The 23,637-nt window shown below is 40.2% G+C and carries 41 protein-coding genes, 1 tRNA gene and 1 pseudogene; 25 read left to right on the plus strand and 18 right to left on the minus strand.

Annotation, left to right across the window (positions count from 1 at the left end; genetic code table 11):
- Positions 1 to 15: 15 nt before the first annotated feature.
- From PR766_RS12635 to PR766_RS12690, 13 genes are all read right to left on the minus strand, one after another.
- A tRNA-Asn gene (locus tag PR766_RS12635) sits at positions 16 to 90 on the minus strand.
- Between the two features lie 110 nt (positions 91 to 200).
- The gene (locus tag PR766_RS12640) at positions 201 to 704 is read right to left on the minus strand and encodes an antiterminator Q family protein (RefSeq protein WP_154636506.1); all 504 of its coding nucleotides are present in this window, start codon (positions 702 to 704) and stop codon (positions 201 to 203) included.
- Positions 701 to 916 carry a protein ninH gene (locus PR766_RS12645; protein WP_154636505.1) on the minus strand — a complete coding sequence of 72 codons (216 nt, stop codon included), beginning with the start codon at positions 914 to 916 and terminating at the stop codon, positions 701 to 703. Before PR766_RS12645 ends, PR766_RS12640 begins: the two co-directional genes overlap by 4 nt.
- Entirely contained in the window at positions 906 to 1,499 is a 594-nt protein-coding gene (locus PR766_RS12650) for a recombination protein NinG (protein WP_154636504.1), read from the minus strand. Before PR766_RS12650 ends, PR766_RS12645 begins: the two co-directional genes overlap by 11 nt.
- Positions 1,500 to 1,559: 60 nt before the next feature.
- Complete coding sequence (locus PR766_RS12655) at positions 1,560 to 1,934, minus strand: hypothetical protein (RefSeq protein WP_154636503.1); 375 nt, start codon at positions 1,932 to 1,934, stop codon at positions 1,560 to 1,562.
- Between the two features lie 285 nt (positions 1,935 to 2,219).
- The gene (locus PR766_RS12660) at positions 2,220 to 2,663 is read right to left on the minus strand and encodes a YbcN family protein (protein ID WP_154636502.1); all 444 of its coding nucleotides are present in this window, start codon (positions 2,661 to 2,663) and stop codon (positions 2,220 to 2,222) included.
- A 9-nt stretch (positions 2,664 to 2,672) separates the two neighbouring features.
- Positions 2,673 to 2,966 (minus strand): DUF4752 family protein, encoded by a 294-nt coding sequence (locus tag PR766_RS12665; RefSeq protein ID WP_154636501.1) that lies wholly within the window; start codon positions 2,964 to 2,966, stop codon positions 2,673 to 2,675.
- Entirely contained in the window at positions 2,935 to 3,108 is a 174-nt protein-coding gene (locus PR766_RS18465) for a Lar family restriction alleviation protein (RefSeq protein ID WP_154636500.1), read from the minus strand. Before PR766_RS18465 ends, PR766_RS12665 begins: the two co-directional genes overlap by 32 nt.
- A gap of 271 nt (positions 3,109 to 3,379) precedes the next feature.
- Positions 3,380 to 4,108 (minus strand): ATP-binding protein, encoded by a 729-nt coding sequence (locus tag PR766_RS12670; protein WP_154636499.1) that lies wholly within the window; start codon positions 4,106 to 4,108, stop codon positions 3,380 to 3,382.
- Positions 4,108 to 4,893 (minus strand): hypothetical protein, encoded by a 786-nt coding sequence (locus tag PR766_RS12675; RefSeq protein ID WP_154636498.1) that lies wholly within the window; start codon positions 4,891 to 4,893, stop codon positions 4,108 to 4,110. The genes PR766_RS12670 and PR766_RS12675 overlap by 1 nt, the downstream gene beginning before the upstream one ends.
- Positions 4,894 to 5,577 (minus strand): phage antirepressor KilAC domain-containing protein, encoded by a 684-nt coding sequence (locus tag PR766_RS12680; protein ID WP_154636497.1) that lies wholly within the window; start codon positions 5,575 to 5,577, stop codon positions 4,894 to 4,896.
- Between the two features lie 21 nt (positions 5,578 to 5,598).
- The gene (locus PR766_RS12685) at positions 5,599 to 5,943 is read right to left on the minus strand and encodes a hypothetical protein (protein ID WP_154601191.1); all 345 of its coding nucleotides are present in this window, start codon (positions 5,941 to 5,943) and stop codon (positions 5,599 to 5,601) included.
- A gap of 155 nt (positions 5,944 to 6,098) precedes the next feature.
- Entirely contained in the window at positions 6,099 to 6,290 is a 192-nt protein-coding gene (locus PR766_RS12690; protein ID WP_108479599.1) for a Cro/CI family transcriptional regulator, read from the minus strand.
- Between the two features lie 95 nt (positions 6,291 to 6,385).
- Here PR766_RS12690 and PR766_RS12695 point away from each other — a divergent pair, with 95 nt between their 5' ends.
- The 25 genes and pseudogenes from PR766_RS12695 to PR766_RS12815 all read left to right on the plus strand — a co-directional run bounded on the left by PR766_RS12695 (position 6,386) and on the right by PR766_RS12815 (position 19,452).
- Positions 6,386 to 7,096, plus strand: a complete 711-nt coding sequence (locus tag PR766_RS12695) for a LexA family protein (RefSeq protein ID WP_131680872.1) — start codon at positions 6,386 to 6,388, stop codon at positions 7,094 to 7,096.
- Positions 7,097 to 7,123: 27 nt separating this feature from the next.
- Complete coding sequence (locus tag PR766_RS12700) at positions 7,124 to 8,083, plus strand: P63C domain-containing protein (RefSeq protein ID WP_154636496.1); 960 nt, start codon at positions 7,124 to 7,126, stop codon at positions 8,081 to 8,083.
- 443 nt (positions 8,084 to 8,526) lie between these two features.
- On the plus strand, positions 8,527 to 8,802 hold the full coding sequence (locus PR766_RS12705) for a hypothetical protein (RefSeq protein WP_154636495.1): 276 nt from the start codon (positions 8,527 to 8,529) through the stop codon (positions 8,800 to 8,802).
- Between the two features lie 2 nt (positions 8,803 to 8,804).
- Complete coding sequence (locus PR766_RS12710; protein WP_154636494.1) at positions 8,805 to 9,011, plus strand: hypothetical protein; 207 nt, start codon at positions 8,805 to 8,807, stop codon at positions 9,009 to 9,011.
- Between the two features lie 55 nt (positions 9,012 to 9,066).
- Positions 9,067 to 9,306 (plus strand): hypothetical protein, encoded by a 240-nt coding sequence (locus tag PR766_RS12715; RefSeq protein WP_154636493.1) that lies wholly within the window; start codon positions 9,067 to 9,069, stop codon positions 9,304 to 9,306.
- A gap of 29 nt (positions 9,307 to 9,335) precedes the next feature.
- Entirely contained in the window at positions 9,336 to 9,575 is a 240-nt protein-coding gene (locus tag PR766_RS12720) for a hypothetical protein (RefSeq protein ID WP_154636492.1), read from the plus strand.
- A gap of 1 nt (position 9,576) precedes the next feature.
- Complete coding sequence (locus PR766_RS12725) at positions 9,577 to 9,861, plus strand: hypothetical protein (protein ID WP_154636491.1); 285 nt, start codon at positions 9,577 to 9,579, stop codon at positions 9,859 to 9,861.
- Between the two features lie 62 nt (positions 9,862 to 9,923).
- Positions 9,924 to 10,184, plus strand: coding sequence for a hypothetical protein (locus tag PR766_RS12730; RefSeq protein ID WP_154636490.1), 261 nt, complete (start codon positions 9,924 to 9,926; stop codon positions 10,182 to 10,184).
- 206 nt (positions 10,185 to 10,390) lie between these two features.
- On the plus strand, positions 10,391 to 10,567 hold the full coding sequence (locus tag PR766_RS12735) for a hypothetical protein (protein ID WP_165568302.1): 177 nt from the start codon (positions 10,391 to 10,393) through the stop codon (positions 10,565 to 10,567).
- A 9-nt stretch (positions 10,568 to 10,576) separates the two neighbouring features.
- Positions 10,577 to 10,801: a hypothetical protein gene (locus PR766_RS12740; RefSeq protein WP_154636489.1), complete on the plus strand. Its 225-nt coding sequence runs from the start codon at positions 10,577 to 10,579 to the stop codon at positions 10,799 to 10,801.
- Entirely contained in the window at positions 10,801 to 11,325 is a 525-nt protein-coding gene (locus tag PR766_RS12745) for a hypothetical protein (protein WP_154636488.1), read from the plus strand. The genes PR766_RS12740 and PR766_RS12745 overlap by 1 nt, the downstream gene beginning before the upstream one ends.
- Entirely contained in the window at positions 11,303 to 11,935 is a 633-nt protein-coding gene (locus tag PR766_RS12750; protein WP_181937070.1) for a YqaJ viral recombinase family protein, read from the plus strand. The genes PR766_RS12745 and PR766_RS12750 overlap by 23 nt, the downstream gene beginning before the upstream one ends.
- Positions 11,928 to 12,377 carry a single-stranded DNA-binding protein gene (locus tag PR766_RS12755; RefSeq protein WP_154636487.1) on the plus strand — a complete coding sequence of 150 codons (450 nt, stop codon included), beginning with the start codon at positions 11,928 to 11,930 and terminating at the stop codon, positions 12,375 to 12,377. The genes PR766_RS12750 and PR766_RS12755 overlap by 8 nt, the downstream gene beginning before the upstream one ends.
- Positions 12,378 to 12,452: 75 nt before the next feature.
- Entirely contained in the window at positions 12,453 to 13,061 is a 609-nt protein-coding gene (locus PR766_RS12760; protein WP_154636486.1) for a hypothetical protein, read from the plus strand.
- Between the two features lie 108 nt (positions 13,062 to 13,169).
- Positions 13,170 to 13,364: a hypothetical protein gene (locus PR766_RS12765; protein WP_154636485.1), complete on the plus strand. Its 195-nt coding sequence runs from the start codon at positions 13,170 to 13,172 to the stop codon at positions 13,362 to 13,364.
- Positions 13,365 to 13,366: 2 nt separating this feature from the next.
- A complete protein-coding gene (locus PR766_RS12770; protein ID WP_154636484.1) occupies positions 13,367 to 13,687 on the plus strand; it encodes a hypothetical protein in 321 nt (106 codons plus the stop codon).
- Positions 13,687 to 13,995 carry a hypothetical protein gene (locus PR766_RS12775; RefSeq protein WP_154636483.1) on the plus strand — a complete coding sequence of 103 codons (309 nt, stop codon included), beginning with the start codon at positions 13,687 to 13,689 and terminating at the stop codon, positions 13,993 to 13,995. The genes PR766_RS12770 and PR766_RS12775 overlap by 1 nt, the downstream gene beginning before the upstream one ends.
- Before the next feature lie 153 nt (positions 13,996 to 14,148).
- The gene (locus tag PR766_RS12780) at positions 14,149 to 14,322 is read left to right on the plus strand and encodes a hypothetical protein (RefSeq protein WP_195848332.1); all 174 of its coding nucleotides are present in this window, start codon (positions 14,149 to 14,151) and stop codon (positions 14,320 to 14,322) included.
- A complete protein-coding gene (locus tag PR766_RS12785) occupies positions 14,315 to 14,656 on the plus strand; it encodes a phage protein NinX family protein (RefSeq protein ID WP_154636482.1) in 342 nt (113 codons plus the stop codon). The genes PR766_RS12780 and PR766_RS12785 overlap by 8 nt, the downstream gene beginning before the upstream one ends.
- Positions 14,646 to 14,912: a DUF5405 family protein gene (locus PR766_RS12790; RefSeq protein ID WP_154636481.1), complete on the plus strand. Its 267-nt coding sequence runs from the start codon at positions 14,646 to 14,648 to the stop codon at positions 14,910 to 14,912. The genes PR766_RS12785 and PR766_RS12790 overlap by 11 nt, the downstream gene beginning before the upstream one ends.
- A gap of 232 nt (positions 14,913 to 15,144) precedes the next feature.
- On the plus strand, positions 15,145 to 15,381 hold the full coding sequence (xisR, locus tag PR766_RS12795) for an excisionase family protein (RefSeq protein WP_006659470.1): 237 nt from the start codon (positions 15,145 to 15,147) through the stop codon (positions 15,379 to 15,381).
- Between the two features lie 7 nt (positions 15,382 to 15,388).
- Complete coding sequence (locus PR766_RS12800; protein WP_154636480.1) at positions 15,389 to 16,672, plus strand: tyrosine-type recombinase/integrase; 1,284 nt, start codon at positions 15,389 to 15,391, stop codon at positions 16,670 to 16,672.
- A 32-nt stretch (positions 16,673 to 16,704) separates the two neighbouring features.
- Positions 16,705 to 16,872: pseudogene (locus PR766_RS12805) on the plus strand (TonB-dependent receptor plug domain-containing protein); the annotation flags it as partial.
- A gap of 360 nt (positions 16,873 to 17,232) precedes the next feature.
- The gene (locus PR766_RS12810; protein ID WP_268243985.1) at positions 17,233 to 18,549 is read left to right on the plus strand and encodes a TonB-dependent receptor domain-containing protein; all 1,317 of its coding nucleotides are present in this window, start codon (positions 17,233 to 17,235) and stop codon (positions 18,547 to 18,549) included.
- 531 nt (positions 18,550 to 19,080) lie between these two features.
- Positions 19,081 to 19,452 (plus strand): helix-turn-helix domain-containing protein, encoded by a 372-nt coding sequence (locus tag PR766_RS12815; RefSeq protein WP_006659467.1) that lies wholly within the window; start codon positions 19,081 to 19,083, stop codon positions 19,450 to 19,452.
- An 85-nt stretch (positions 19,453 to 19,537) separates the two neighbouring features.
- Here the strand turns inward: PR766_RS12815 and PR766_RS12820 are convergent, their stop codons facing one another.
- From PR766_RS12820 to arnT, 5 genes are all read right to left on the minus strand, one after another.
- Positions 19,538 to 20,554: a lipoate--protein ligase A gene (locus PR766_RS12820; protein ID WP_006659466.1), complete on the minus strand. Its 1,017-nt coding sequence runs from the start codon at positions 20,552 to 20,554 to the stop codon at positions 19,538 to 19,540.
- 74 nt (positions 20,555 to 20,628) lie between these two features.
- Positions 20,629 to 21,114 carry a C40 family peptidase gene (locus PR766_RS12825; protein ID WP_036950443.1) on the minus strand — a complete coding sequence of 162 codons (486 nt, stop codon included), beginning with the start codon at positions 21,112 to 21,114 and terminating at the stop codon, positions 20,629 to 20,631.
- Positions 21,115 to 21,224: 110 nt separating this feature from the next.
- On the minus strand, positions 21,225 to 21,632 hold the full coding sequence (gene arnF / locus PR766_RS12830) for a 4-amino-4-deoxy-L-arabinose-phosphoundecaprenol flippase subunit ArnF (protein WP_006659464.1): 408 nt from the start codon (positions 21,630 to 21,632) through the stop codon (positions 21,225 to 21,227).
- Positions 21,629 to 21,976 (minus strand): 4-amino-4-deoxy-L-arabinose-phosphoundecaprenol flippase subunit ArnE, encoded by a 348-nt coding sequence (arnE, locus tag PR766_RS12835; protein WP_006659463.1) that lies wholly within the window; start codon positions 21,974 to 21,976, stop codon positions 21,629 to 21,631. Before arnE ends, arnF begins: the two co-directional genes overlap by 4 nt.
- On the minus strand, positions 21,973 to 23,631 hold the full coding sequence (gene arnT, locus PR766_RS12840) for a lipid IV(A) 4-amino-4-deoxy-L-arabinosyltransferase (RefSeq protein WP_006659462.1): 1,659 nt from the start codon (positions 23,629 to 23,631) through the stop codon (positions 21,973 to 21,975). Before arnT ends, arnE begins: the two co-directional genes overlap by 4 nt.
- Positions 23,632 to 23,637 lie beyond the last annotated feature (6 nt).

Raw genomic sequence — 23,637 nt, forward strand, 5'->3', positions numbered from 1 at the left:
GCGACTTATTGAAATTGGCGGGATAGCGTGGAATCGAACCACGATAAGAAGGTTAACAGCCTTCCGTAATAACCTTTATACGACTAACCCTAAAATGCAAAAAGCCCCTACCGGAGTAGAGGCTCTAAAATCTGGTTAAGCCAACCTAAGAACAGTTAAGGCAGCTTACCTGATAAGTATTGTCCATTTGGCCACTACTGTCAATAGCAAAGTTCAGTTATTTTCCTAACTTTAACTACACGTTTACGACTGTTCATTGCATTTCGTAGTGGTTCGTACAATAACCACTGACAAGCTTTCAGTTTTTCGTCAACTTCGCGTCGGCATGTTCGCAATGATGGAACTTTTATCTTTCCTCCTGATCGCGTGTTCATTTTGCGAGGATTTGCAACCGAGTGATAGTAAGATGCTATCGAAAGCTTTGAAGCGCCATGAGCGTAATAGCTGAGTAATATTTTATAAGCCTGCTCGTCAGTGGCGATGATTGAATCTACGACCTGAGAAATCAACATTCCGTCATCGTCACTGCACATAGGTCTTGATGGTGTACTGTTTGGCTCGACTGTTCGCATGAACTTGTAAATCATGTTTATCATGCGTACATTCAATCGCCCTGAGTGAACCCACGCTCCCCACAATTCAAGCCAACCATTAAGCCAGTCGAATTGTTCCTTTGTTAGTTCTTTCTCTCCTATGTAGCTCATTTAGCCTCCTGAGATTCTTTGCATTTCCATCTATCACCACCTCTGTGCCTGACCATCAATCTACCGTTGATAACAATGTGGCTTTCAGCGCTAGCATCACGAACATACTTCCTAATAGTCCCTCTATTCGCACCGATTAACCGCCCTATTTCAGTCATATTCCCGTAATGCTTTATAAGCAGCTCAGGGATGGTCGTGATTTCAGCCTGCATCTTTCAGCTCCTTCAATTTCCTCCTGAAAACCTCTTTGATGGTTTTGCATTCATCAATAGTCCACTTGTGACGTTCATGATCACACTCGATAGACTCAACGGCTTGCTGCCCTATTCGATTAATAAGCTCTACGCGATACGGAACTAGATTCCCCGACTTATGCTGATTACAAACAACACATTGCCGATGGATGTTGCGCTCATCGAATCTCAGTTGTGGAGCCGCAGCGGTAGTCCGATAATGACCAGCATCCCACTGAGCAGATTGAAACGTTCCGCATGATATGCATGGAAAATCACGGTCTCTTTGTCTGATGTATGCGTTGACGGCTTGTTGTGCTTGTTTAATCCAATAACTGCGGGGTTTTACTGCTAACTTGCGGGCTTTGAGTTTATCGCGGGCTTTTACTTCTTTTTCTCGTTGCTGTTTTTCAAATGATTTTTGCTTCTTCTCCCTGTCCGTTCTGTAAATCCGTATTGCTAACTCTTCCTTGTGTTCTTGACTGCACCATTTTTCAAAATCCTTTTCTGGCAAAAACCACTCATTGCATATCTTGCATTTACGCCGTCGAAGCTTAGCCATACATAAACCCCATCGCTAAAGTAACAATCGAAAAGAATAGAATTACGTGTCGGGTTCTAATCACACTCTCACCCCGCTCAGCAATGAATCTAACCATTTCAACAATGGGCTTCCCATCCCTTTCACATTGGCTCTATCAACAATAACCATGCCAGTTCCAAGTGGCTCATTACCTCTTACGCAGTGACTTTGCTTAAATATCTCAGTGAAGTTATTTTCGATAATCTGAATTGCATTGCGTGATACTTGATATTTAACAGTACCGCCGATTTTACCGACCACAGTTATTGCTCCAAACTTATGCATTAACCCGAGGATGAAGCTTACATATGACCGCGACATACCTGTTAGGCTTGTGGCTTTCTTTGCTGTGAAATATTCGAGTCCACTTACAGCGTTAATAACATCGATTGCTCTTTCTCCTTGCTGAGTCATGATTTCTCCTTGTTTAAATCGTGGCGATTGATGTGCTCTCTGCGCATGTTTTGCAGTGAAATAACCAATGCATGAGCTTCGTCTAACTTCTTGTCGATTTCTTTTAGTTTTTCTATTGGATTCACTTTCTCGCCCTCCGCTTCTTGGCTGCTCGGTTTATCTTTGCGTGACCTGTGATGCGCTTAGTTGATGTTTGGTAACTACGTTGATGCTTGAAGTTGTTAGTCCACTGAGCGTTATGCATTGACAGTGACGCAAGAAATTGTGCTATTTTTGATATGATGTTCATCTCTCTTGCTGCTCCTTGAGTTTCATATATTCCGAATTATTTGGGATTGTCACGAGACAACCTATACCCGCCGCCCAGCATTCAACCTGCTCCATGAAGTGGAACATTTCACCCGTATCTAACTTTGATGTTTTTCGTAGCGTCCTGACGCGCTCTATATCTTGCGTGGTAGCATCTATCATTTCGGCAACCTCATAACCTAGGAATGTATGCTTTAGCATCTCCTTGACGGTCTCAGGCGTGAAATTAGACTTGTTCTTACATAGATATTTGCTTATCTCACCGCACCACAAATGGAAAGTGGAATTTTGAGATAGTGAACGCTTGTTCTTCCAAGGCTTGATAATGATTCGGTGTGGTTGATTTGTTGCTAGAACTTCTTTGAGGTGTTGCCATGCTGCGGTTTTGGTTGATTCGTGGAAGAGGAAATCTGCTTCCAAGTTAGCCTCCTACTCGTCATTGCTTTTTGGTTCGCGGTAGATTGCAATAACAAGCCCGTATTTTGTTGCAACTCTAACCATCTGGTTTTCTTTTATTTTATCAAGCTTATACGCCTCATAAAATTCAGATATTGCTGCCAGCTTACGGTCTTTCTCTTTTCGTTTGATTAGCTTTCCGAAAGCCAGTCCAGTAAAGTATTCAAAGGCTCTAATTAATATCCATAAATACCCTATGGCAGATAGCAACCCAACGACCAATTTGTATGTTTCATCACTCACTGTTAGCTCTCCTGTTCCATGCATATATAGCCTCTTCCCTTTCCTTTGGTGGCAAAGAAGCTCTGCACTTTCTACACTTAGCTTCCATTAGGAAGTAACCAACTAATTTTGCTTCTCCGCCGCAAAACGGGCATTTATTCAGCTCTGTTAACGTTGTTCCTTTCATCACTCAACACCTCGCTTAATTGCCCGCCATAAACTCACGCTTGCTAACACGCATGTATGCCTTGCCTCTTGGAAAGCACTTGTCCATTTTTCTATTTAGTCGAGTGGTTTTCTTTTTTATTGGATTGGATGAAATATCTACGAGTAGTTGATTTACCCATTGCCTGCTATCAACTAACAGCTCAAAATTTTTGTAGCAGTTATCTAAATCTGAATATGGGTAATCCTTGTGAAATAATATGCTCATCTAGAAGTCCTTATGATTTGGTGTGTTACTTAACTTGGCTGCGGTAACTATCCCACCCGAAATTAATCGTTGTCGGGCTACCCATTCTTAAACGGTCGATAACTCGCTCACCCAGCACCTTTGAAAGCTCTGCGAATGCTAGGTTTGTTAGCACTCCAACTGGCTTTTTGTTTGCTAATCGACGGTCTACAACTTGGAAGATAATCAAATCCTCGTTGAGGTTTCCACGCTGCACGCCAACGTCATCAAGCACTAGTAAATCAACTTCGCACAGGTCATCGATTAGCTTCGATTCTGAGGTCTTGGCGTCCTTCTGGTATGTTTCGCGCACTCGCATCATTAGGTCTGGCAATGTAGCGATTAGGATGCTCTTACCGTGCTGTATGAGGTGATTTCCAATTGCTGCCGCTAGGTGATTCTTGCCAGTTCCTGCATTGCCGCTGAAGATGAACCCGCCAAAATTTTTGCCAAAGTTCTCAGCATAATTCTTGGCTTTGCGTAATGCGGTTTGCTGCTCAGGTGTGGTGGTTTGATAGTTATCGAATGTGCAATCTAGGTGAAGCGGGTTAATTCCAGATCGACCCATGATTTTATTCAGTCGAGTAACACGATTTGCATCGGTGATCCGCTTTGAATCAATTTCACCCTGCTCTCGTTGCCATGCCATGATTTCTTCAGGTGTTTCAAACTTTGGCTTGATGTGTTCCGGCATCAGTTTTCTAAACCGAGCCAGTGCTTGCATTCCTGTACTCATCAGAAGTTCTCCGGTATGAATTCTTGGGTTCGACTAGGCGGCATAACCCGCTTAGATGGCGTCCAAGCTGGCTTAGTGTTTTTGTTCTGGTAATTCAATTTCTGACTAGCAGTGATAAACCAGTTTTTTGGCTTATCGGCTCTAAACTCAATATCCAGTCGTCTCAACTCGTGTTCGAGGTCGATGTTTGAATACAGGCTTTGCCACTCAGTAAAATCTTTTTTGTTTAATCGGATCACCTCACCTTCGAATGCGTACTTGCTAGACATCTGGTGAACACTTGCCGATTTATTTTCAGGCTCATCAGAACAAGCCGTGTTTTCGGCTTGGGTGTTTATAGGGTTAAGGGAATCAGGAATCAGGTTAAGGGAATCAGCAGGGATAGTTTGATTCTCTTCTGGTTCTTGCACTGTACTTGTATGGTGCTTTTCTGGCACTTCTTTAATATCAGTAGGTTGCGTAACTTGTTCGGGTATTTCACTAGCCGCTTCTTTCATGTGTGGGTTCTGGTGTTTCTTCCAGTTATTAATCTGGATAAACTCATTCCCATCTACTACATATCTAGTGATAAAGTTTTTACCATGTAATTGAGTGAGCAACTTGTCACAATCAACATCGTCATATGGCAAAACCATAGCTTTAATTTTTCGTGGTTTATCTTCTAGTCGACCTTCGCGATCAGCAACTGTCCATAGCCCCACAAAAAGAATACGAGCCAATGGCTCGCACTCTGCTAAATCATCATTAGTAAAAAAGCCCGGTTTAATATTTCTTGCTCTGGCCATTTATGCCGCCTCCAGTTGTTTCATTGCCAGCAATCCAGCGATCCACTGAATTCCTTTAGGAGTGAATTTAACTTGTGTGTATGCGTGACCATTGTGAGGATTCTCGCCTGTTTTAACTTCAAATCTGTTGCAATCTAAGTGCTCAGAATAAGGGGCGAGTTTTCCAGCTAATGGATACATAATTCTTTTAGCCAACAAGAAATTACGAAAGAAGTTCTCTTTGACTTTTAATAGTTTGCAGACCTCACGAAAACCTAGTGAGCCAGTAGCTTGAACGTAGCGATCAACAAACTCAGCCTTAGGCGCTGCGATAGCTAATTGCTGCTCAACGATTTGTTTCTGTTCTGCTAGGTCTGCCGCCAGACGTAAAGCTTCTGGCAGCGTTTGAGGGATGAGAGGTTTTTGAGATTCAAGTTCTTGCCAGCGTTTAATAATCGCCATTCTTAACTTGATGCTGTAGCCAGAAATCAAACATAGGCATTCTTCTTTGTTGAGTAGAAGCATTTGCTGCGTTCGGTTTTTGGTGTCCGTGTAATCTCCTAACTTTTCAGGAGATTGAATTTCAACCAACATCTTGCGAATATCAGCCATTACATTGTCGTGTCTCTTTCCTGTTAGGTCTGAAATCTCCCGACTGCTCATGGTTAATTCACCACTGTTTACTAAAGTAGTTATTTGATTCATAATTACCTCTGTAGTTTCTATTTAAATAAGTTCTATTTGAGCCTCACTATGTCCCACATTTGAGGCTTTTCTTTTTACTTTCCCTTTTCCTTCTAGAACCTGAATTAATCGCTCTGCATAGTCACCTTCAATCACTACGCTTCTAGACTTCTCAGGCATTGATACAGCTTCAGTAGGCAATCCATAACGAGCTATAGCCTTACAAGCCAAGCTGAATATGCGACTCTTCTCTCTACTAGCTGAACTCGGGTGAATACCCATTGCTTTAGCGAACCCGTCATTTCCATCTTTAAACATCATTTGAAAGAAATAGGTTTCGAGTGTTTCTGGTTTACATGTGATTTTGATATTTTTTGCTGTGTCCATTTGTTAAATTCCTTTTGACGTAGTTAGTCCGTTGCTCACGATCCTGTGAGTGTGTTGCTCTGAGAAGTTCCTCTGAGCGATTCCAAAGAATATAGACACCCTAGAATTACCCTAGGGAAAGCAAATCTATATTCAGATGTTAAAGAGCGATTTATCTATTCGTTTTTGCCAGATGGGAATGCTTTTACTTCTTCAGCTTCAACGCTTCCATCTTGTTTTTTAATTACATAAATATTTCGTTTTTTTAAGATTGCTTTGCTAATAGCGCTTTGTCTTACACCAAGCAATTCCGCTGCTTTGTTTTGACCTAGCTCTGTAGCAAATGCTGTTAATGGGATTCTTTCCATGCTTCCTCCTTTTTTATTTATTATCACCGCAAGTGATAAAATAGTCAACACCTGCGGTGATTGGTAAATATTCCATTTGGTAATAAAATAAACATATGAAAAAGAAACCAATCACTGACGAACAAAAAGCCGATGCAGTGCGGCTAAAAGCCATTTTTGAGGCAAAAAAGAAAGAGCTTGGCTTATCCCAAGAGTCTCTAGGTGATGCTATTGGCATGGGGCAGAGTGCGGTTGCACAGCTATTAAATGGCGTTAATGCAATTAACGTAGAGAATGCAGTTAAACTAGCAGAAGCCTTGGAGGTTTCTGTAGATGATTTCAGCCCGTTATTGGCTAAAGAGATCAGGAGAATGTTCAACTCAGTATCTGAGCAAAAGATAGTATCTAATGGAGATAGATACATGTATCCATTGCTTACTAAAGTGCAAGCAGGAACGTTCACCGAAAACAGTAATTCATATACAGAAAAAGATGCTTACGCATGGATACCAACAGCCAAGAAGGCAAGTGATAGCGCATTCTGGCTAGAAGTTGAAGGTCATTCAATGACAGCCCCTCAAGGTGGACGTCCTAGCTTCCCTGAAGGTATGCTGATACTTGTTGACCCTGAGCAGGATGTTAACTTTGGTGACTTCTGTATAGCTCGCATGATGAACAATGAGTTCACATTTAAACGACTTATCAGAGAAGGTGAAACAGAATACCTTGAGCCATTAAACCCACGGTTCGAGATGATACCGATTAATGGCAACTGCCAGATTATAGGCAAAGTGGTTAAGTCTCAGTGGCCTGACGACACGTTTTAGGGTGTGGGGAAAATAAAGGATTGAACAATGAGCAAAAAATTAAAAGATATTAATGAAATAGATACAGAGTTAGCAAGCAAGGAGTCCGCTAACAATAAACCACTACCCATTGCATTGTATAGTAGTAAAGATTTGCCTATTGGAGATGTTGTTTTAGAATGCGCCGTTCTTGACAATGGAATGCGTATTTTAACAGCAACATCTGTTTTCAAGGTTTTTGGGCGCTCCAGAAAAGGCGTGAATTCTAGACTGGAAATAAACGGGACCAAACTACCTCCATTCATAGCAGCAAAGAATCTAAAAAACTTTATAAATGATGATGTTATTAGGTGGACCACTCCAGTTGAGTATATGGATGGTAGTACGAAAAAAACAGGATATGAAGCTAATATCATCCCTAAGATGTGCGAGGTCTACCTAACTGCTCGTAGGAATAACGCCTTAGTAGAATCACAGCAAAAGCTGGCAATAACATCTGAAATTTTACTGACATCATTAGCTCAGGTTGGTATAGATGCGTTAGTTGATGAAGCAACTGGTTTTCAACATGATAGAAAATATGATGCTTTACGGTTATTACTTTCAAAATATATCGCAGAAGGTTTACAGAATTGGCTCAAAACGTTCAGGGATGATTTTTTCTCTGAATTAGACCGCTTATATGGAAATAACCCAACATCATCCAGAAAACGCCCTGCATATTATGGGAAGTTTATAAATAAATACATATACGAACCATTAGAAAATGGATATGTTAAAGAAAAATTAAACGAACTAAATATACTCCCTAACGGAAAAAGAAAAGCAAGATTTCACCAATGGCTAAATAGTGATGGAAGAGAGATGTTAATAAATCAAATAGGTAGAACGCAAGGTCTCATGGAGACCTGCTCAAATATTGAATCATTTAAAAGAAAAGCAGCTAAAAGAAAAATGGTTTCAATTGCACCGTTTTTATTTGATGAAATGAACAATATCGACGAATAAGCAAAAACACCAGCCCTCCCAGCGAGGGCTTTTTTGTGCCCGCAATTCCCCGCCAGTGTGATTTTCCTCGCAAGATAAATAATTTTTGAAAATAAATATCATTTAAATTCAATAAAGTATCACCGCCAATAATATTATTATCACCTGCGGTGTTGACATCAAAATCACCGCTGGTTATATTTAACCACATCGAAGGCACACACCCTGAGATAAATGCTCTTTAACATCTTGCCGATTACGTGTGGTTTATACAGTACGGCATAGCGGAACGCTCAGAGGAACTTCTCAGAGCAACCACTGAGTGGTTTTTGGGGTGTAGTGCAAATCATCCGGAAGAGTCAAGCCCACAGACAAAATCGAGGGTAGCACCGGCAGCCGCAGGTAAAGCTGACTGAAACAATTGACACAGCACTACACCACCAAAGATCACTTAGGAGGCAAATATGACAGCAATTACTTTTTTACCAGCGAAAGAAAACTCAAAGATGCGCAGATATAAACGTAACAGAGAGTACTACAAGCAACGTAACGAGTTAAAAGCTAAACAGAAAAGCCGCTCAGTGGAAGAAATATGGGATTCGATATTTAAACCAGTAGACGAAACCGATGTACTGGCAAGCTTAATTATCGGGATAAAAGACATGCCCGATGTACAACACAAGCAACCACGGCTACGCAAGCCGATTATGAGTGACAGTTCAGTCACAGCAAGGGGATAGATATGAGTTTTCATGACTTATCAAAAGAATCGAAGCAGATAGCAAGAGAAACTCTTGCTGAACTTCTGAAACTTGAGAGAGCGCAGGCATTTAACCTAAGTGATGGCGCAAGTATTGAGCTGGCAAAGTTTGTGAAAGATGCCTTTATTGAATTAGAAACAGAAATAAGCTGCGTTGGGCAATCATTTCAATTGCCAAGAATGGCTTGATTAATAGATAGGAGATAGAGATATGTGTGATTGCTTTACGAAATTAGGCGATGACATGGAAAGTCGCATCAAAGCAAAACTACCTGAAGGCGCAAGCCTACGGTCTTCTGGCTGGAAACAATCAGGCTTGTTTATGTCTGGTGGAGTCATGTCAGTTAATTATTTCATTGAATACAACGCCAGTTATCAGGAAGTCAAAAAGGACGGTACACCGAAAGCCCGCCTAACAAAGCAGGATTTCCCCGTTACGTTCTCATTCTGCCCTTTCTGTGGCGTGAAATGTGAAAGCAACTAGCATCGTGTTTAGTTAATAACGGAGGGAGTATGACAGATAAGTATTTGTGCTTTTCCTGCAACAAAGAATTAGGCGAACAAGATAAAGCATTCATTTTTGATGTTGATTATAGCGATAACCCATGCGCTGAAAATTCAGGTCATTGCAGTGAAGAATGCTTTTATCATTCAACTGGCAGGTTTGATGAATATCGTGATTTGCTGGATAGAAGAGAATTTATTATCAATAACTCCATCACGGCAGATGCAATGTTAAAGGCTAGGGGGTGATATGGAATTTAAGGGTAGTAAATCACCGTGGAATTATAATGGCAATATCCGTGGCGCCGTAGAAGGCTCTATTGATGATTTAGTCGCGTCCGTTTATCCAATGCACTATGAAAATGTAGAAGAGATGAAGGCTAACGCCCATCTAATCGCAGCGGCACCAGAGTTATTATATGCTTTGATTGAACTAACTGAAAGCGCCAAAGAGGCTATTGATGGCCTAGGTGACTTAGCAGACGCAATAGACACAGCCAAAGCAGCAATCGCAAAAGCCCTCGGTCAGCAGTAACCCACCACTTAATCATTCATATCGCTATTAATAGTGAGGAATACGCACATAAGGAATTAATTATGGGTGATGTAGGAGATGATTTTCGCGCATACAAGGAAATGGTAAAAGAGCGAAAATCAGCACGACTAAAAAATAATACGGAGCAACTAAAGGATATAGATATTCCGTACACGAGAGATTCAAGTGGAACTATTCACTTTCAAACAAAGAAAGGCAAGGTTCTATTTTATCCGACAACAAACAAATATCAGCACAAGCGAAGCGTCAAACAAGGCGGATTAAATAAAGCTGTTGAATTAGCCAAAAGCCTCGGAATCTAACCCACCGCACCAACACCAGAACACTTTCAATAACAATCGCTATCAATCGATAAGTGAGGGTTTCGCACATCCAGAGGTAAGCATGAATATTGATAAATACAAACTTTGTTTAGCTCAACAGCAAGCTGGAATTGCTCGTTATCTCAAGGATGAGAACGGATGGAGCGAAGCAAACGAAACATTAAAAACAGCATACGGAGTACAACATGAATGCAAAGCAGAAACACGCAAAGCAACAGATATTCACCCTACTTCGCGAGTCTGAAATGACTGAGCAACAAGTCGAGTTGTTATTTGCTGATTGGAAATTTAAACAGCAATGCGAAAAGACAAATCGCATCTTACATCAAGTTAATGCTCGTGGAACGTACGCATTCACGTAAGGACGCAGCATGAGAATTTCAGAGTATGAAAATTTCGTCACCATTCCAGACCGTGAGCACATAGCAAATCAGGATGATGAGCTAACTAATGAAATGGCTCAGGTTATATGGGATTCAGTAACGAATGCGTCACCAACAATAATTCAGTCACTAACTGAATCTCAACTTGCAGGTATTTGGGATGGAGCCTTTAACGCCGCGAAAAACATAAGAAATGAAATACGGAGGCAATAATGGAAACTCAAAAAAACCATTATAGAAAAGCGTTTGATTCCCCTTATTTAAGCAGTGCTGACATCGTTGATAGAGTTGACTTAACGATAGCTCGTGTTGTTTTGGAGGGTGATAAAACTAAAAAAACAAAAGATTTATTTAATACCGCTTATTTTGCAGAAAAAGAACTTAGACCAGGCGAAGCATTAAAGCCAATGATACTTAATGCCACAAACTCAAAAATGCTTCGTCGCTTGACAGGTTCGCCATTCATTGAAGATTGGTGTAATCAGCGCGTTACTGTCTATGTTGATACCAACGTGAAGTTTGGTCGTGAAGTTATGGAGGGGTTAAGGATATCCCCTAACGCACCTAGAGCCTTAGTTCAGGAATTAACTCCGAACATGGAAAAGGCTTGGAATAATGCAAAAGAAGCATACAAAAGAGATGGAAATCTGAATGCTGTTACTGCCCGTTTAAGTATATCACCTGAAAACGAGCAAAAACTAATTTCGGAGTGTAATGATGAAGCCAATATTTCATGATGTTGAGCAAAACTCTGATGATTGGGAATCGTTACGGGTAGGAAAAGTAACATCTTCAAACGCCCCGCTGTTCATGGCTAATTATGGTAAGGCATTTGGAGACCCTGCAAAAAAGTATGCACTACAAATTGCGCTGGAAAGGATAACTGGCGCTAAAGCTGAATATAATTATTCAAATAAACACATGGAACGCGGTCACGAACAAGAGCCCATAGCAAGGATGCTATATGAAGATACTACATTTTCATATGTTTTAAACGGAGGGTTCTTTGACTGCGGTGATTATGGTGATAGCCCTGACGGTATCGTCGAAAATTCAAAAGGCATTATTGAAATTAAGTCAGTAATCGCTTCAGTTCATTATGCCACCCTAACCAGAAACAGCTTCGACCCATCTTACAAATGGCAATTAATTAGCCACTTAGATTGCACTCAAATGGATTGGGTAGACTTTGTTAGCTACTGCGCTGATTTTCCAGAGGGTAAGCAATTAATAATTCACAGACTGAACAAGGATGATTTTCAGGATGAAATTTCACAGCTACAGGAACGTAGAAATCAGTTTTTAGAATTAATTAAAACAACTCAGGAGATAATATTAAATGGCTGACATGAACCAATGTAACTTTACTGGCAGGATCGGAAATTTGGAGTTGCGCTACATTCCCAATGGCTCGGCAATGATGCAATTTTCAGTAGCTATTGGCGAATCTCGAAAGGATGAAAACGGACAGTGGATTGATAAAACAACTTGGGTTCGCTGTGAAGCTTGGGGAGGTTCAGCGGAATACATGGACAGAAACGCACAGAAAGGAACTCAAGTGCGTATCACTGCCAAAGTTGAAGTTAAGGAGTGGGAAGATAAGCAAACAGGGCAAAAGCGTAGTTCTACTATCTTTAAAACAAAAGAAATCCAAATTCTAGGCAATAGAAAAGAAAGCAACAATAATCAGGCAGGAAGCCAACAACCAGCGCGACAGCCTCAACAGTCACAGCAAGCGCCGCAGAATGAGCCTCCGATGGATTGGGATGATCAAGAAATCCCCTTCTGACCCCCATCAAATCCAGCAGTAAATACACTCCAAAGAATAATTTAGAACATCTACTTTTCTAAAAGGTTGGTGGATATGAAGAATTGTTTTAAATGCAACAAAGAAAAGCCATTGAATGAATTTTATAAGCATAAAGACACAATTGATGGGCATCTAAATAAATGCAAAGAATGCACAAGATTAGATGTAAAAAGAAACTCAGAAAAAGTTGGAAATAAATATGACTTCTCAATAAAAGGAGTTTTTAGGGTTTTATATAAAACTCAAAAAAGACACCAAAAATTAAGAGGTCATGGTGATATGCCTTACACCAAAGATGAATTAATTGAATGGTGTATGAACAACGGATTTATTGATCTATATAGAACTTGGGAAAATTCAGGTTTTAAAACAAGCCTGAAGCCAAGCGTAGACAGACTAAATGACCTTAAAGGTTACAGTTTTGACAATATAAGACTTTGCACTTGGAGGGAAAATAGAGAGCACCAGTGTAACGATATAAAAATGGGGATAGGAACGGGAGGTAAACGATGTAAAAAACTCCTGAAGATGGAAAGCTCAGGAAAAGTAATTTGCAGTTATGTTTCCTACAACTCCGCAGTTAGGGAGGTTGGTCATAAGTTAGAATATCAAATAAGAAATAAAGTTAAGTGTAGAGATGGGTTTTATTGGAAATACGCTTAATCCCTTTGCCCCTATCGGACTCCCCTACCCACGCCACGCTATTTATGTGATTTAACCAAAGGATATAACCATGGACTCATTGCAAGGATGCAAACAGGAGATAGATATATGAAGCTGGAGGTAACTAAAGCTCAACTCGAAGCTATCAAGGCGCTTACTGATGATTGTGCAGGGATGATTGGCGGAGGAAGTGAGGAAGCCGATAGAATTTGGAGTAAACATATTCAGCTAATAGATAGAATGCTGCGCAAAAACGGACATGAGCGATATTTTAACTCGCAGGGATGCAATGAAAAGGAATGAATATGAACGATTTTATGTACCAAGGACAAATTATGAAATTTATTGTACCAGAGCCAGACCCTAAAAATGTTTGCAATCTTTGTGGAGGGAATGTCGGCAAAGACAATTTAATCCAAGGTCAGGCAGCAAATATTTGTTTTGACTGTTCGGATTTAGCAAAGGAAATAGCAGATAAGGAACGCGAAAGATTATCGAAAAAAGAGATAGAACGCATAGTGGCTGTTATTTCTACTGACGATAAAGGTTTAGTTGATATGGGCATGGCTAATGCTTATGCGTATGCCGAGCGCTTATATAAAGCTGGATATAGAAAGGTGGAGTGATGGATAAATCAAGGAAGCAATTTGAAGAGTATTTTTTGAAGAAACCGCAGAATCATATTGACCCGCTAAAGAAAGACCAATTTGGCTATTACTATTACCTTGTGACAAGAGCCGCATGGGAGGCATGGCAAGCATCACGCGAGAGTTTAATTAATAACTTGGAGCCTGTTGCTTGGATGTGGCCAGTTTATCACAGTGAGAATAATCAATTAACTGATGACCCTGTCGTCTCAGAGAATATTGAAATGCATCTTCAATCTCATGGCTCACCATTAAAAGTAATTCCACTCTACCGCCTAGACAAATAACCATGCAAATAATCGGATATGTATTACTCATGCTAATACAGGGCTCTGCTGTGCCTGTTACAGAGCAAATATACACACAGCAAGAATGCGAGAGCCGTGCTATGCAGATAATGCAGGTGCGGAATGTTGAGATTGAATGTGGTGAGGTATGGAATGAAAGATAAATATAGTGTGAAGTTACAAGGCTACGAAGAAGAAAGTTTTGAGATTGAGCCAACAATAAAAGATAAGTTTAATTTAAAATCTCCATCGTGGGATATACCGATAACAAAGCAGGACTTAGTTAATATTAAACTCATGATAGAGGAAATATTAGAAAATGAATAAATACACCGAACTTTCTGACTTCGAGATTAATAAAAAGGTTGCTAGTCATTATTTGCCATGTGATTACAATCTCAACGAACATACAAAAACGGTAGAACTAATTGGCTTTTTAGGTGATACCGATGAGTACAATGTGTATGGCATATTCGACCCATGTAACAATCCAGCCGACGCAATGCCGATTATTATTGAGAATAAGATAGCAATGAATCACCCATATGATATCTGGCAATGCGGGTCAGGCTGGAATGTAGCTGAAAATAAAAACCCACTGCGCGCGTGTATGGAATCTTATTTATTAATGAAGGATGCGGAGAATAACAATGGAAATTAAATTAGGTAAATACGTAATAACATCTGACAAGTATCAATTCATTCTTAATGAAATTAAAACGATAAAAGAAGGTGAAAACGCAGGCAAAGAAACAATGGTTACTATTAGCTATCATCCAAGAATGGAGATGCTAATTAAAAAATTATTAACGCTTGAAGTTAAATCTGATGATATTAAATCACTTCAAGATATGAATGAAAAAATTAACCAACTTAGCATCACCCTATCAAGTCAAATATCGGAATTAATTAAATAGCATAGGTGGCCTATGACACCATAGGAGCATGAAAACGGATTGCGAGCAGTGGCAAGGAAATGCCACACGGAACTGAAGAATTACGACAAAATAACCAACGAAATATCAACCAAAACTCTACTCAAACACCTTCCAGAATTCACTAAATACTTACCATCCGACAAGAAACTAAAGTACACACCTAACATGTGGCTCAATCACTACGTCATGACGATAGATAGGGAGATTAATAATGGATAATGTTGTTCTTCTAAATCCGAGTAAGTGGGTTACTGAAGATGTGCTTATGATGATTACTGGCATGCGATCAGGGACAATCAAATCAGCACGGAAAAAGTCTTGGGCTGCTGGCAGGGAATATCTTCACATTTCACCGGACGGAAGCCCTAAAGAAAATTCAGAATGCATGTACAATCATGAGGCGATCATAAACTGGATCGAGAAGCAAAGAAATTCACAACCTCAATAGGTGCATTATGAAAATAAAATACCCAACGGGTGTTGAAGTGCATGGTAAAAGCCTTCGTATATCATTTACATACAAAGGAAAGAGAGTGAGGGAAACTCTTGGGATACCTGATACACCCAAAAACAGAAAGTTAGCAGGCGAGCTAAGGACGGCCATCTGCTACAAAATAAAAACTGGCGCTTTTGATTACTCGGTTGAATTCCCTGAATCAAAAAATTGCAATGAAAAATCAATTAGCAATAAAAATGTGACATTTGGATATGTTGCTAATAAGTGGGTCGAGCTTAAAAGAATAGAGGTTGCAGTCAGTACGTTTGAAGCTTACAAATCAATAGTGAATGTTTTGTTTTTCTTTATTGATAAAAATAAAATGATAAATCTATTTAATTTGGAGGATATATTATCAGTAAGAAATAAAATGCTCACCTCGCCAACCATAGAACCAGTAAATAGAGTGAGTAAAATTGGCAGAAGCGTATCTACAGTTAATAACTATATGAAGATACTTAATTGTATTTTTTGTTTCGCAGCTGAGAATAAATATATTGAAACCAATGTTCTATCATCAATAAAAAACCTTAAAAAATCAAGAGCTGTACCAGACCCAATTACAAAAGAAGAGTTCCCTAGGTTGCTTAACGCTACAAGAAACATTCAAGCAAAAAATATGTTAATTGTATCTGTTTACACAGGATTAAGACCGGGGGAACTCTGCGCTCTAGCATATGAGGACATAGACTTTATAGAGCGAACTATTACAGTAAAAAGAAATATTTCTAATATAGGTGACTTTTCATTGCCAAAAACCCCTTCAAGCACAGATAGAGTAATTCATATGCTGGATCCAGTATATGAGAGCCTAAGAGAGCAGATGACATTAACACGTATGACCTCACCAGAAATAGTAAACGTAGAGATGCGCGAGTATGGTAAATATAGAGAAGACTCATGCACATTCGTTTTTCAGCCTAGTGTTGTCGCCAGAAACGGTCTTGAAACGAAGCACTACTCTCCCGGTGGATTTAACGGAATATGGGGTGCTTTAATTAAAAGGTCAGGAGTCAGGCATAGAAAATCCTATCAGACACGGCATACCTATGCATGTTGGATGTTGTCTGCTGGAGCAAATCCTGCATTCATAGCTACACAAATGGGGCATTCATCAGCAAAGATGATCTATGACGTTTATGGAGCTTGGATGAAAGAAAACGACAAAGACCAAATTGCAATTATGAACAGAAATGCCCCACACATGCCCCAACCCATCGAAAGCAAAGTAATTAATTCTTAAAAATCAATTAACTTACGACATCAAACGGGCAATCCGTACAAATGCGCGGATATGACTCTCGTGGTGTAAAAATCATGGTCGATAATGTCACCCATGATTTTAACTCCGGTCTATTTGATGCCACATTAATTGATCCTTCATTAATCAGTAAAGCGTACGTACATAAAGGCTCATCCTCAGTGCAACATGGCAGTGGTGCAATGGGCGGTGTTATCTCGCTAAAAACACTCAGTGCTTCTGAGGTCTTGGAGCCTGAACAGCGACTTGGCGGACGTTTATTTAGCGGAATAAATCGTAATGGTCATGGTTATTATGCAGGAGGAACATTGCTTGGGCGTAGTGATTCTGTGGATGCCTTATTCAGTTATAGCCAACGTAAAAAATATTTAGTGTCATCAATTGAATCGGTTCCTTTTGATAACCAAGAAAAAATTCACAATTGGATGTTTAAAACCGTCTGGATGGCTAATCCCGCATATCATGTTGGTTTACAGTTAAGGGAATACCGTAATGACGGTTTGAGTTTGAGACAACCTGCACTCATTAATACCCAAAAAAACATGTTCAAGAATACCCCGACTGAACGTCATGCACATCAGCGCGATATTCTAATCAATCAAATATTTAAGCCTGAAAATAGATTTCAATGGGAGGCTGAGTGGGATATTTATTACACCGACCTAAGCTTAAACCAACTCGACCTAGTTAAAGCTCAAAAAAAACCAACCGAATATGGTAATGAAAGGCGTAACCAATATACCTATGGTTCTAAGTTTTCAAATCACTTTACACTGCCTGTATCAAACTGGGCATTCAGTCGTATTCAAAGCGGTATTGAACATTGCCAACAAGCGCAAACGTCGAATGAATATGCTATCAGCTACCCGCCGACTGAGTTGTCAAATACCTCCGGCTGGCTGAATAATGACTTCACATTCGCTCACATCCCTGTGACATTATCAGCAGGAACGCGGTTTACTCAATATCATGTCAACCGAGAAGGTTTTGCAAAAAATAAACATACTAATTGGTCTTCTCGCGTTGCTATCAGTGCAACACCAACCCATTGGTTGAGCCTTCACTCTTCCTATGCAGAAGGTTATCGCACGCCAAGAATGGCTGAGCTGTATAATAATTCACTTCACTTTTCCACGCCGTTTAGCGGTTCTTCCATCTTTAAAACATCCCCTGATTTAAAGCCAGAAACTAATAAAACTGCAGAGGCAGGGTTAAAGCTGAGTTTTGATGATTTCGTGGTAACAGGTGATACACTCAGCTTTGGATCAACCTACTTCCATACAAAAGCGCGTAATTATATTGCAATGAATAGCCAATATAAGCGGAAAATTGGGCCAGACCTCTATTATGTTTGGTTCCCTGAAACCATTTATTACATCAATGTGCCTTCCGCAACAATTACTGGATTCGATAGTTTTGTTCACTATCAATCCCAATGGTTTGATTTAAGCTTTAATCATAATCTGACCACAGCTAAAGAAGATTTAGAAAATCACGCGCTATCCTCCATTCGCCCTGAATCACTGATAATCAAATTCAATGCACCAGTATCAAATACAGGGATCAACGTTGGGTGGAGTGGCGAATTTGCTGCAAGAACGAAAATAACAGGCGACAGCACCCATAAACTGCCTGATAGAAAAAACTCGAAAGATTTGGATCGCTATCGTCGAGAAATATTCCAACAAGCAGGCTATGGTATTCATGACTTTTACATTAACTACCAAGCCGATCAATTCGTGAAAGGACTAAATACCACCCTAACGCTAAAAAATGCCTTTGATAAAGAATATGTTTCCCCCATTGGGGTACCACAGGAAGGGCGTAACGTTTATTGGAACGTCAACTATCGCTGGTAATTCACACATAAGTCATTATTGAACAAGTAGGCTCATTTCTCTGACTCATTGAATTTACGGATAAATGAGCCTGCTATATTACTATTTTTGTGTCTGCCAAAACTGATAAAATCAATGGCTTCTACTCCATAAGAAGAACACAATTTACTTCGGAATTTCCTGTCAATTGTTATACCCTACTCGTCAATTTGTTCATTATTAAACCAAATAAAAATTCAATAATTTACTTGGTTAATAAAATCGAACAGTATCAACAATAAAATTGAATGAGTATCTAGCCCCTTCCAAAAGCACACCTTTAATGTCATTAATTTAAATTTATCTTATTGTATTTAATGATATTTTAACATTCATTTGTGTATGTTTAGTTTTTCGCATTTTAATAGAAACTATCGTAGCAATAGCTATTCTCATTCAAAAACCGCACGATTAGCCTATCGATATATCGGAAAAAAAGGAAGAATAGACCATAATTTCATGAGTTATTATTAGTTATTAATGAACAATAGCCTACTAGAGTAGGAGGTAGATATGTCAGAAAGTGTAGTCAATGAAATTGTTAGATGGCTTGAAAGCCAATTACAACGCAATGAAGGCATCAAAATCGATACTATCGCAGATAAAAGTGGGTATTCGAAATGGCATTTGCAGCGCGTCTTTAAAGAGCTTAAAGGATGTACTCTTGGTGAATATGTCCGTAAACGTCGCCTGCTAGAAGCTGCTAAATCATTACGTGAAGGCAACTTACCTATTCTAGACATTGCGCTACAATATGGCTTTAGTTCACAAGCAACATTTACACGCATATTCAAAAAACACTTTGATACTACGCCTGCAAAATTCCGTCAAGTAGGTGAATTACCAGAATGCAAAACCTTTATGACCTGCAATTGTCATCATTAATAGTACATTAGATTTTCGTTACACCCTCAAACACCCATTCCAACGAAATCTATATTTTGAGCCGATGCACTAATCGGCTCTTTTTTTATCTCAGTTCGTTAACTAACCAGCCTTCTAAATCAGCAAACTGCTCAATCAATGCTGGCCACCGTGTTTTCATTTGTGCCATTAACTGGTGGATAGTGTCTATCTGATACGTTTGCCCAACAAATTGTTCGCTCAACCATTCTAGCGGCGATGGATCTAAGCTATCCGTAAAAAATTGGCAGCGAGTGATCACCCCTTTTTCGATATCAAAATGAAACTCGATACCTCCCCATGGGAAACGAGTATCCGCCATATGACTAAAAGCTGGCGCTTGCCCAAAGTTCCATTCCCAACTACTTTGCTTTGCAAATGTCTCCGCAAAATTAGGTAAGTCAGGGAGTTTCTCCGGTGAAATATATTCAGCTTCGACGGTTTCACCATAATAACTAAAGAAGCTATTTATGATCCCTTCACACACTTTTTCATGAGAAATATCAGGGACTAATTCATTTAGATTGGCAACACGAGAACGAACTGATGTGATCCCTTTAGCTTGCAGCTTTTTAGGATCTGGATTGAGGTAGTTTGCTAAGCGACTTAAATCTGTATTAATGAGCAAGGTACCGTGGTGAAAACCGCGATCTTTGGTTTCACGGTAAGCTGAACCTGAAATTTTTCGCGGACCATTTTCTGTTTCGAGAACCAAGTCATTACGTCCAGAAATTTCAGCGTGAATCCCCACGTTAGCGAGACCATTCACAATAATTTGGGTTGAGATAGTCTTATCATATTCAGGCTTACCCGCCATAAAGGTAAAGCAGGTATTGCCTAAATCTTGAAATACAGCCCCACCACCACTGCTACGACGCGCTAATCGAACATTATCTTGTTCCATTTTACGCGTGTTGCATTCTTTCCACGGATTTTGAGCGCGTCCGATAACCACAGTATCCGCATTCCGCCAAAGAAACATAACACGCTGATCAGCTGACATTTGACGAAAAATAGTTTCTTCAACCGCTAAGTTAAACCATGGGTCGAAGGATTCTGAGATAAATAAACGTAATGTAGACATTCGGCTACCCTAAAAACAAAACTTGCTCTTAAGATAGCATAATCACTGAAGAATTAATGGAGAATGAAGCGAAATTAGATACGGCGCGCTTGCCAAAACACTTTTCGCCAATAACTATTGTCCATTGATGAGCGCATAACGCCTTTGCTGGTAGAAGCATGGATAAACGTGTTGTCTGTATCATAAATTCCTACATGCAAACCGTTCTCTCCTGACCCTGTTTTGAAAAACACAAGGTCGCCAGGCATTAAATCTGATTTATCAATACGGGTGCCTAAGCGAGTTTGGTCAACCGTCGTGCGCGGAACCTCAATAGCAAAGCGATCACTAAAAGTACGATAGACAAACCCTGAGCAATCAACGCCATTTTGGCTCATTCCGCCATAGTGATACGGTGTGCCATACCATTGACTTAATTGATCTTTAAGTTGAGCGATCGTCATTATAGGGTCCGACAATTGGGTTTTCATTGGCGGTGCTGACGTCCGTTTTACGGATGAAGAGCAGCCAATCAACACGAGGCAACACAGCAATGGTAGGTATTTGAGATTCACTATCATAGCGTACCTTATAGATAACCCATGAATAATCACCTTAAGTGATATCTTTATACGCGAGACTATAATGTACAATGCGTGAAAAATAAACACTTAAGGCTAATTATCTGGAACTATTCCGCTTTTTTAGTTAACTGCTTGGAAGGGCGGCTAATCAGCCATACACCTAATAAGATAAATGCAATTCCTGCTGCTTTTAACCCTGTTGCTGGTTCATTAAACCATGGCAGCACTACCGCCAGTATATAGACAAATACATAGCTTAAACTGATCAGCGGATAGGCTTTATTTAATGCGATATATTTCAACGCAAATAGCCAACACAACATCGATAATGCATAACAAACTAGCCCAACAAAAATAATCCCTAAGCTTACCGCATTAGCCATCAGCCATTCTCGCTGTAGCCAGTGCCATCCTAAGGAAAAAGAAGGGAGTTCGACAACGCCGGCTTTTAAACTCAGTTGAGCGACAGTCACTAATAACGCACTACCAAGCACCCATAAGTAGCCTTTATTCATACGCTTATACTCATTAGTAATATCCCTACCATGATAGAAACAACCCCAAGCCAATGATTCAACCCAGTTTGCTCATGGTAGACAAATTGCCCTATCAGCGTGACTAACACAAAATTAATGCTGAGCATCGGATAAGCAATACTTAATGGCATCGTCTCCAATAACTTAAGCCAAAACAACATGCCCAGACCCAGCATAAAAACAGCCAGTACCAGCCAACGAATGGCGGATGCGGCTTTGTTCTGTTTTTCGCCTTGCCAAGTCACTACCGCTTGCTTTTGGGCAATTTGCCCCACACAAGTCAGAATACTGACAAGGAGTAATAAAAATAATTGCGCTATCATTGTTTATGATAAACCACTATCGCCATGCGAGAATTTTTGATCACTTCATCCGGTTTCGGAATATCTGGCAATCCTTCTTTCTTACCTAGCAAGAATACCACCGTAACCTGCCCTTCTTGACGAGCCTTCGCTAACCATGCGGCAAATTCATCGGGTTTTACTAAGCGATGCGCACTGTCAGGGTATTTCAAACCATAAGTCAATTCGCCACTACTGTTGTAGAGGTAAATGTTCGAATTTTTAGTTTCCCATGCCAAACCGGCTGCCACCCCAACATTACTCGCCATCAAATAGCGGCTATCCATCAGAAGGTCATGATTTTGGTGAATAAAATTCTGTGGTAATTTCGAATCAATCGTATTATTAGGTAATGCGCTACCAATACATAAACTGACAGCTAACGAGCAAGAAGCCGCCCATAACCAATATTTGGCATTCAGAACTGTACAGAGATACCCAATTATTGCCCAAATTGAAAACGCCACAACACCCAGCACCATTTTTGACCATTCATCATGCTCATATAATGGTTTTTTGATTACACTGCTGACGATAATCACCGCGATCACCGCCGCGATTCCAAGCACTATGTTGATAATTCCATTGGCTTTCAATGCCTTCATCGTGCCATTACGTACACAGTCGACACCATATTTCGCCATTAGCAGTGCCAATGGACCCATAAATGGCAGCATATAGGTTGGTAATTTTCCGCGTGAAATACTAAAGAAAATCACGGGGACCACGAACCAACATAATAAGAAGAACATATCTGGGCTTGATTTTCGCTCTTTCCACCCCTTAACCAAGGCACCAGGCAGTAAACCAGTCCACGGAATTGCACCTAGTAAAATGATAGGAATATAGTACCAAAATGGCTCAAGGTGTTGAGCATCATCAGCCGTGAAGCGTTTAATATGCTCAATCCAGAAGAAGTAATTCCAGTAGTCTGGTTCTTGTTTAGCGATGGCTAAAGCCCACGGCAAACTGATGATCACTGCAGTGATAATCGCCAGAGGACCATATTTCAGCATTTCAAGAAAACGTTTTTGATACAACGTAATAGGGAGCATCACGATAACGGGAATGGCTAAGGCTAAGAAGCCTTTGGTCATGAATGCCATTCCACAGGCTAAACCAAGTGCACTCCATGCTGCAAGTTTGGTTTTTACCTCTCGGGCTTTCATCGCCCATAAGCAGCAAAACATGCTAGCAGTAATCCATAAAGACAACATGGGATCGAGGACGCTGTAGGTTCCCACGGCAAATACGAGGAACATCGAGATATAAATGAAGCTTGCCACATAAGCCACATGACTATTACGCCACATCATTTTTGCCATGCGATACACAAGCAACGTACTCAATAAAATACAGAAAACTGAACCAAAGCGAACGGCAAAGTTAGTATCACCAAAAATCATTTGGCTAATATTGTTGATCCAATACCCTGCCACTGGTTTTTCAAAATAGCGAATGTCCAGCATATACGGCACGATCCAGTCACCGCGTTGCAACATTTCGCGACTGATTTCTGCGTAACGAGTCTCATCCGGCTGCCAAAGTAAACGGCTGTTCAACGGCAACAAATAGGTCAAGACAAAAAAAAGAGCCAGCAGAGAGGCTCCTACTTTGCTCGCTCGGTTATTCAACATGGGTAT

Source organism: Providencia sp. PROV208 (assembly GCF_028479465.1).
In the GTDB taxonomy this organism is placed as follows: domain Bacteria; phylum Pseudomonadota; class Gammaproteobacteria; order Enterobacterales; family Enterobacteriaceae; genus Providencia; species Providencia alcalifaciens.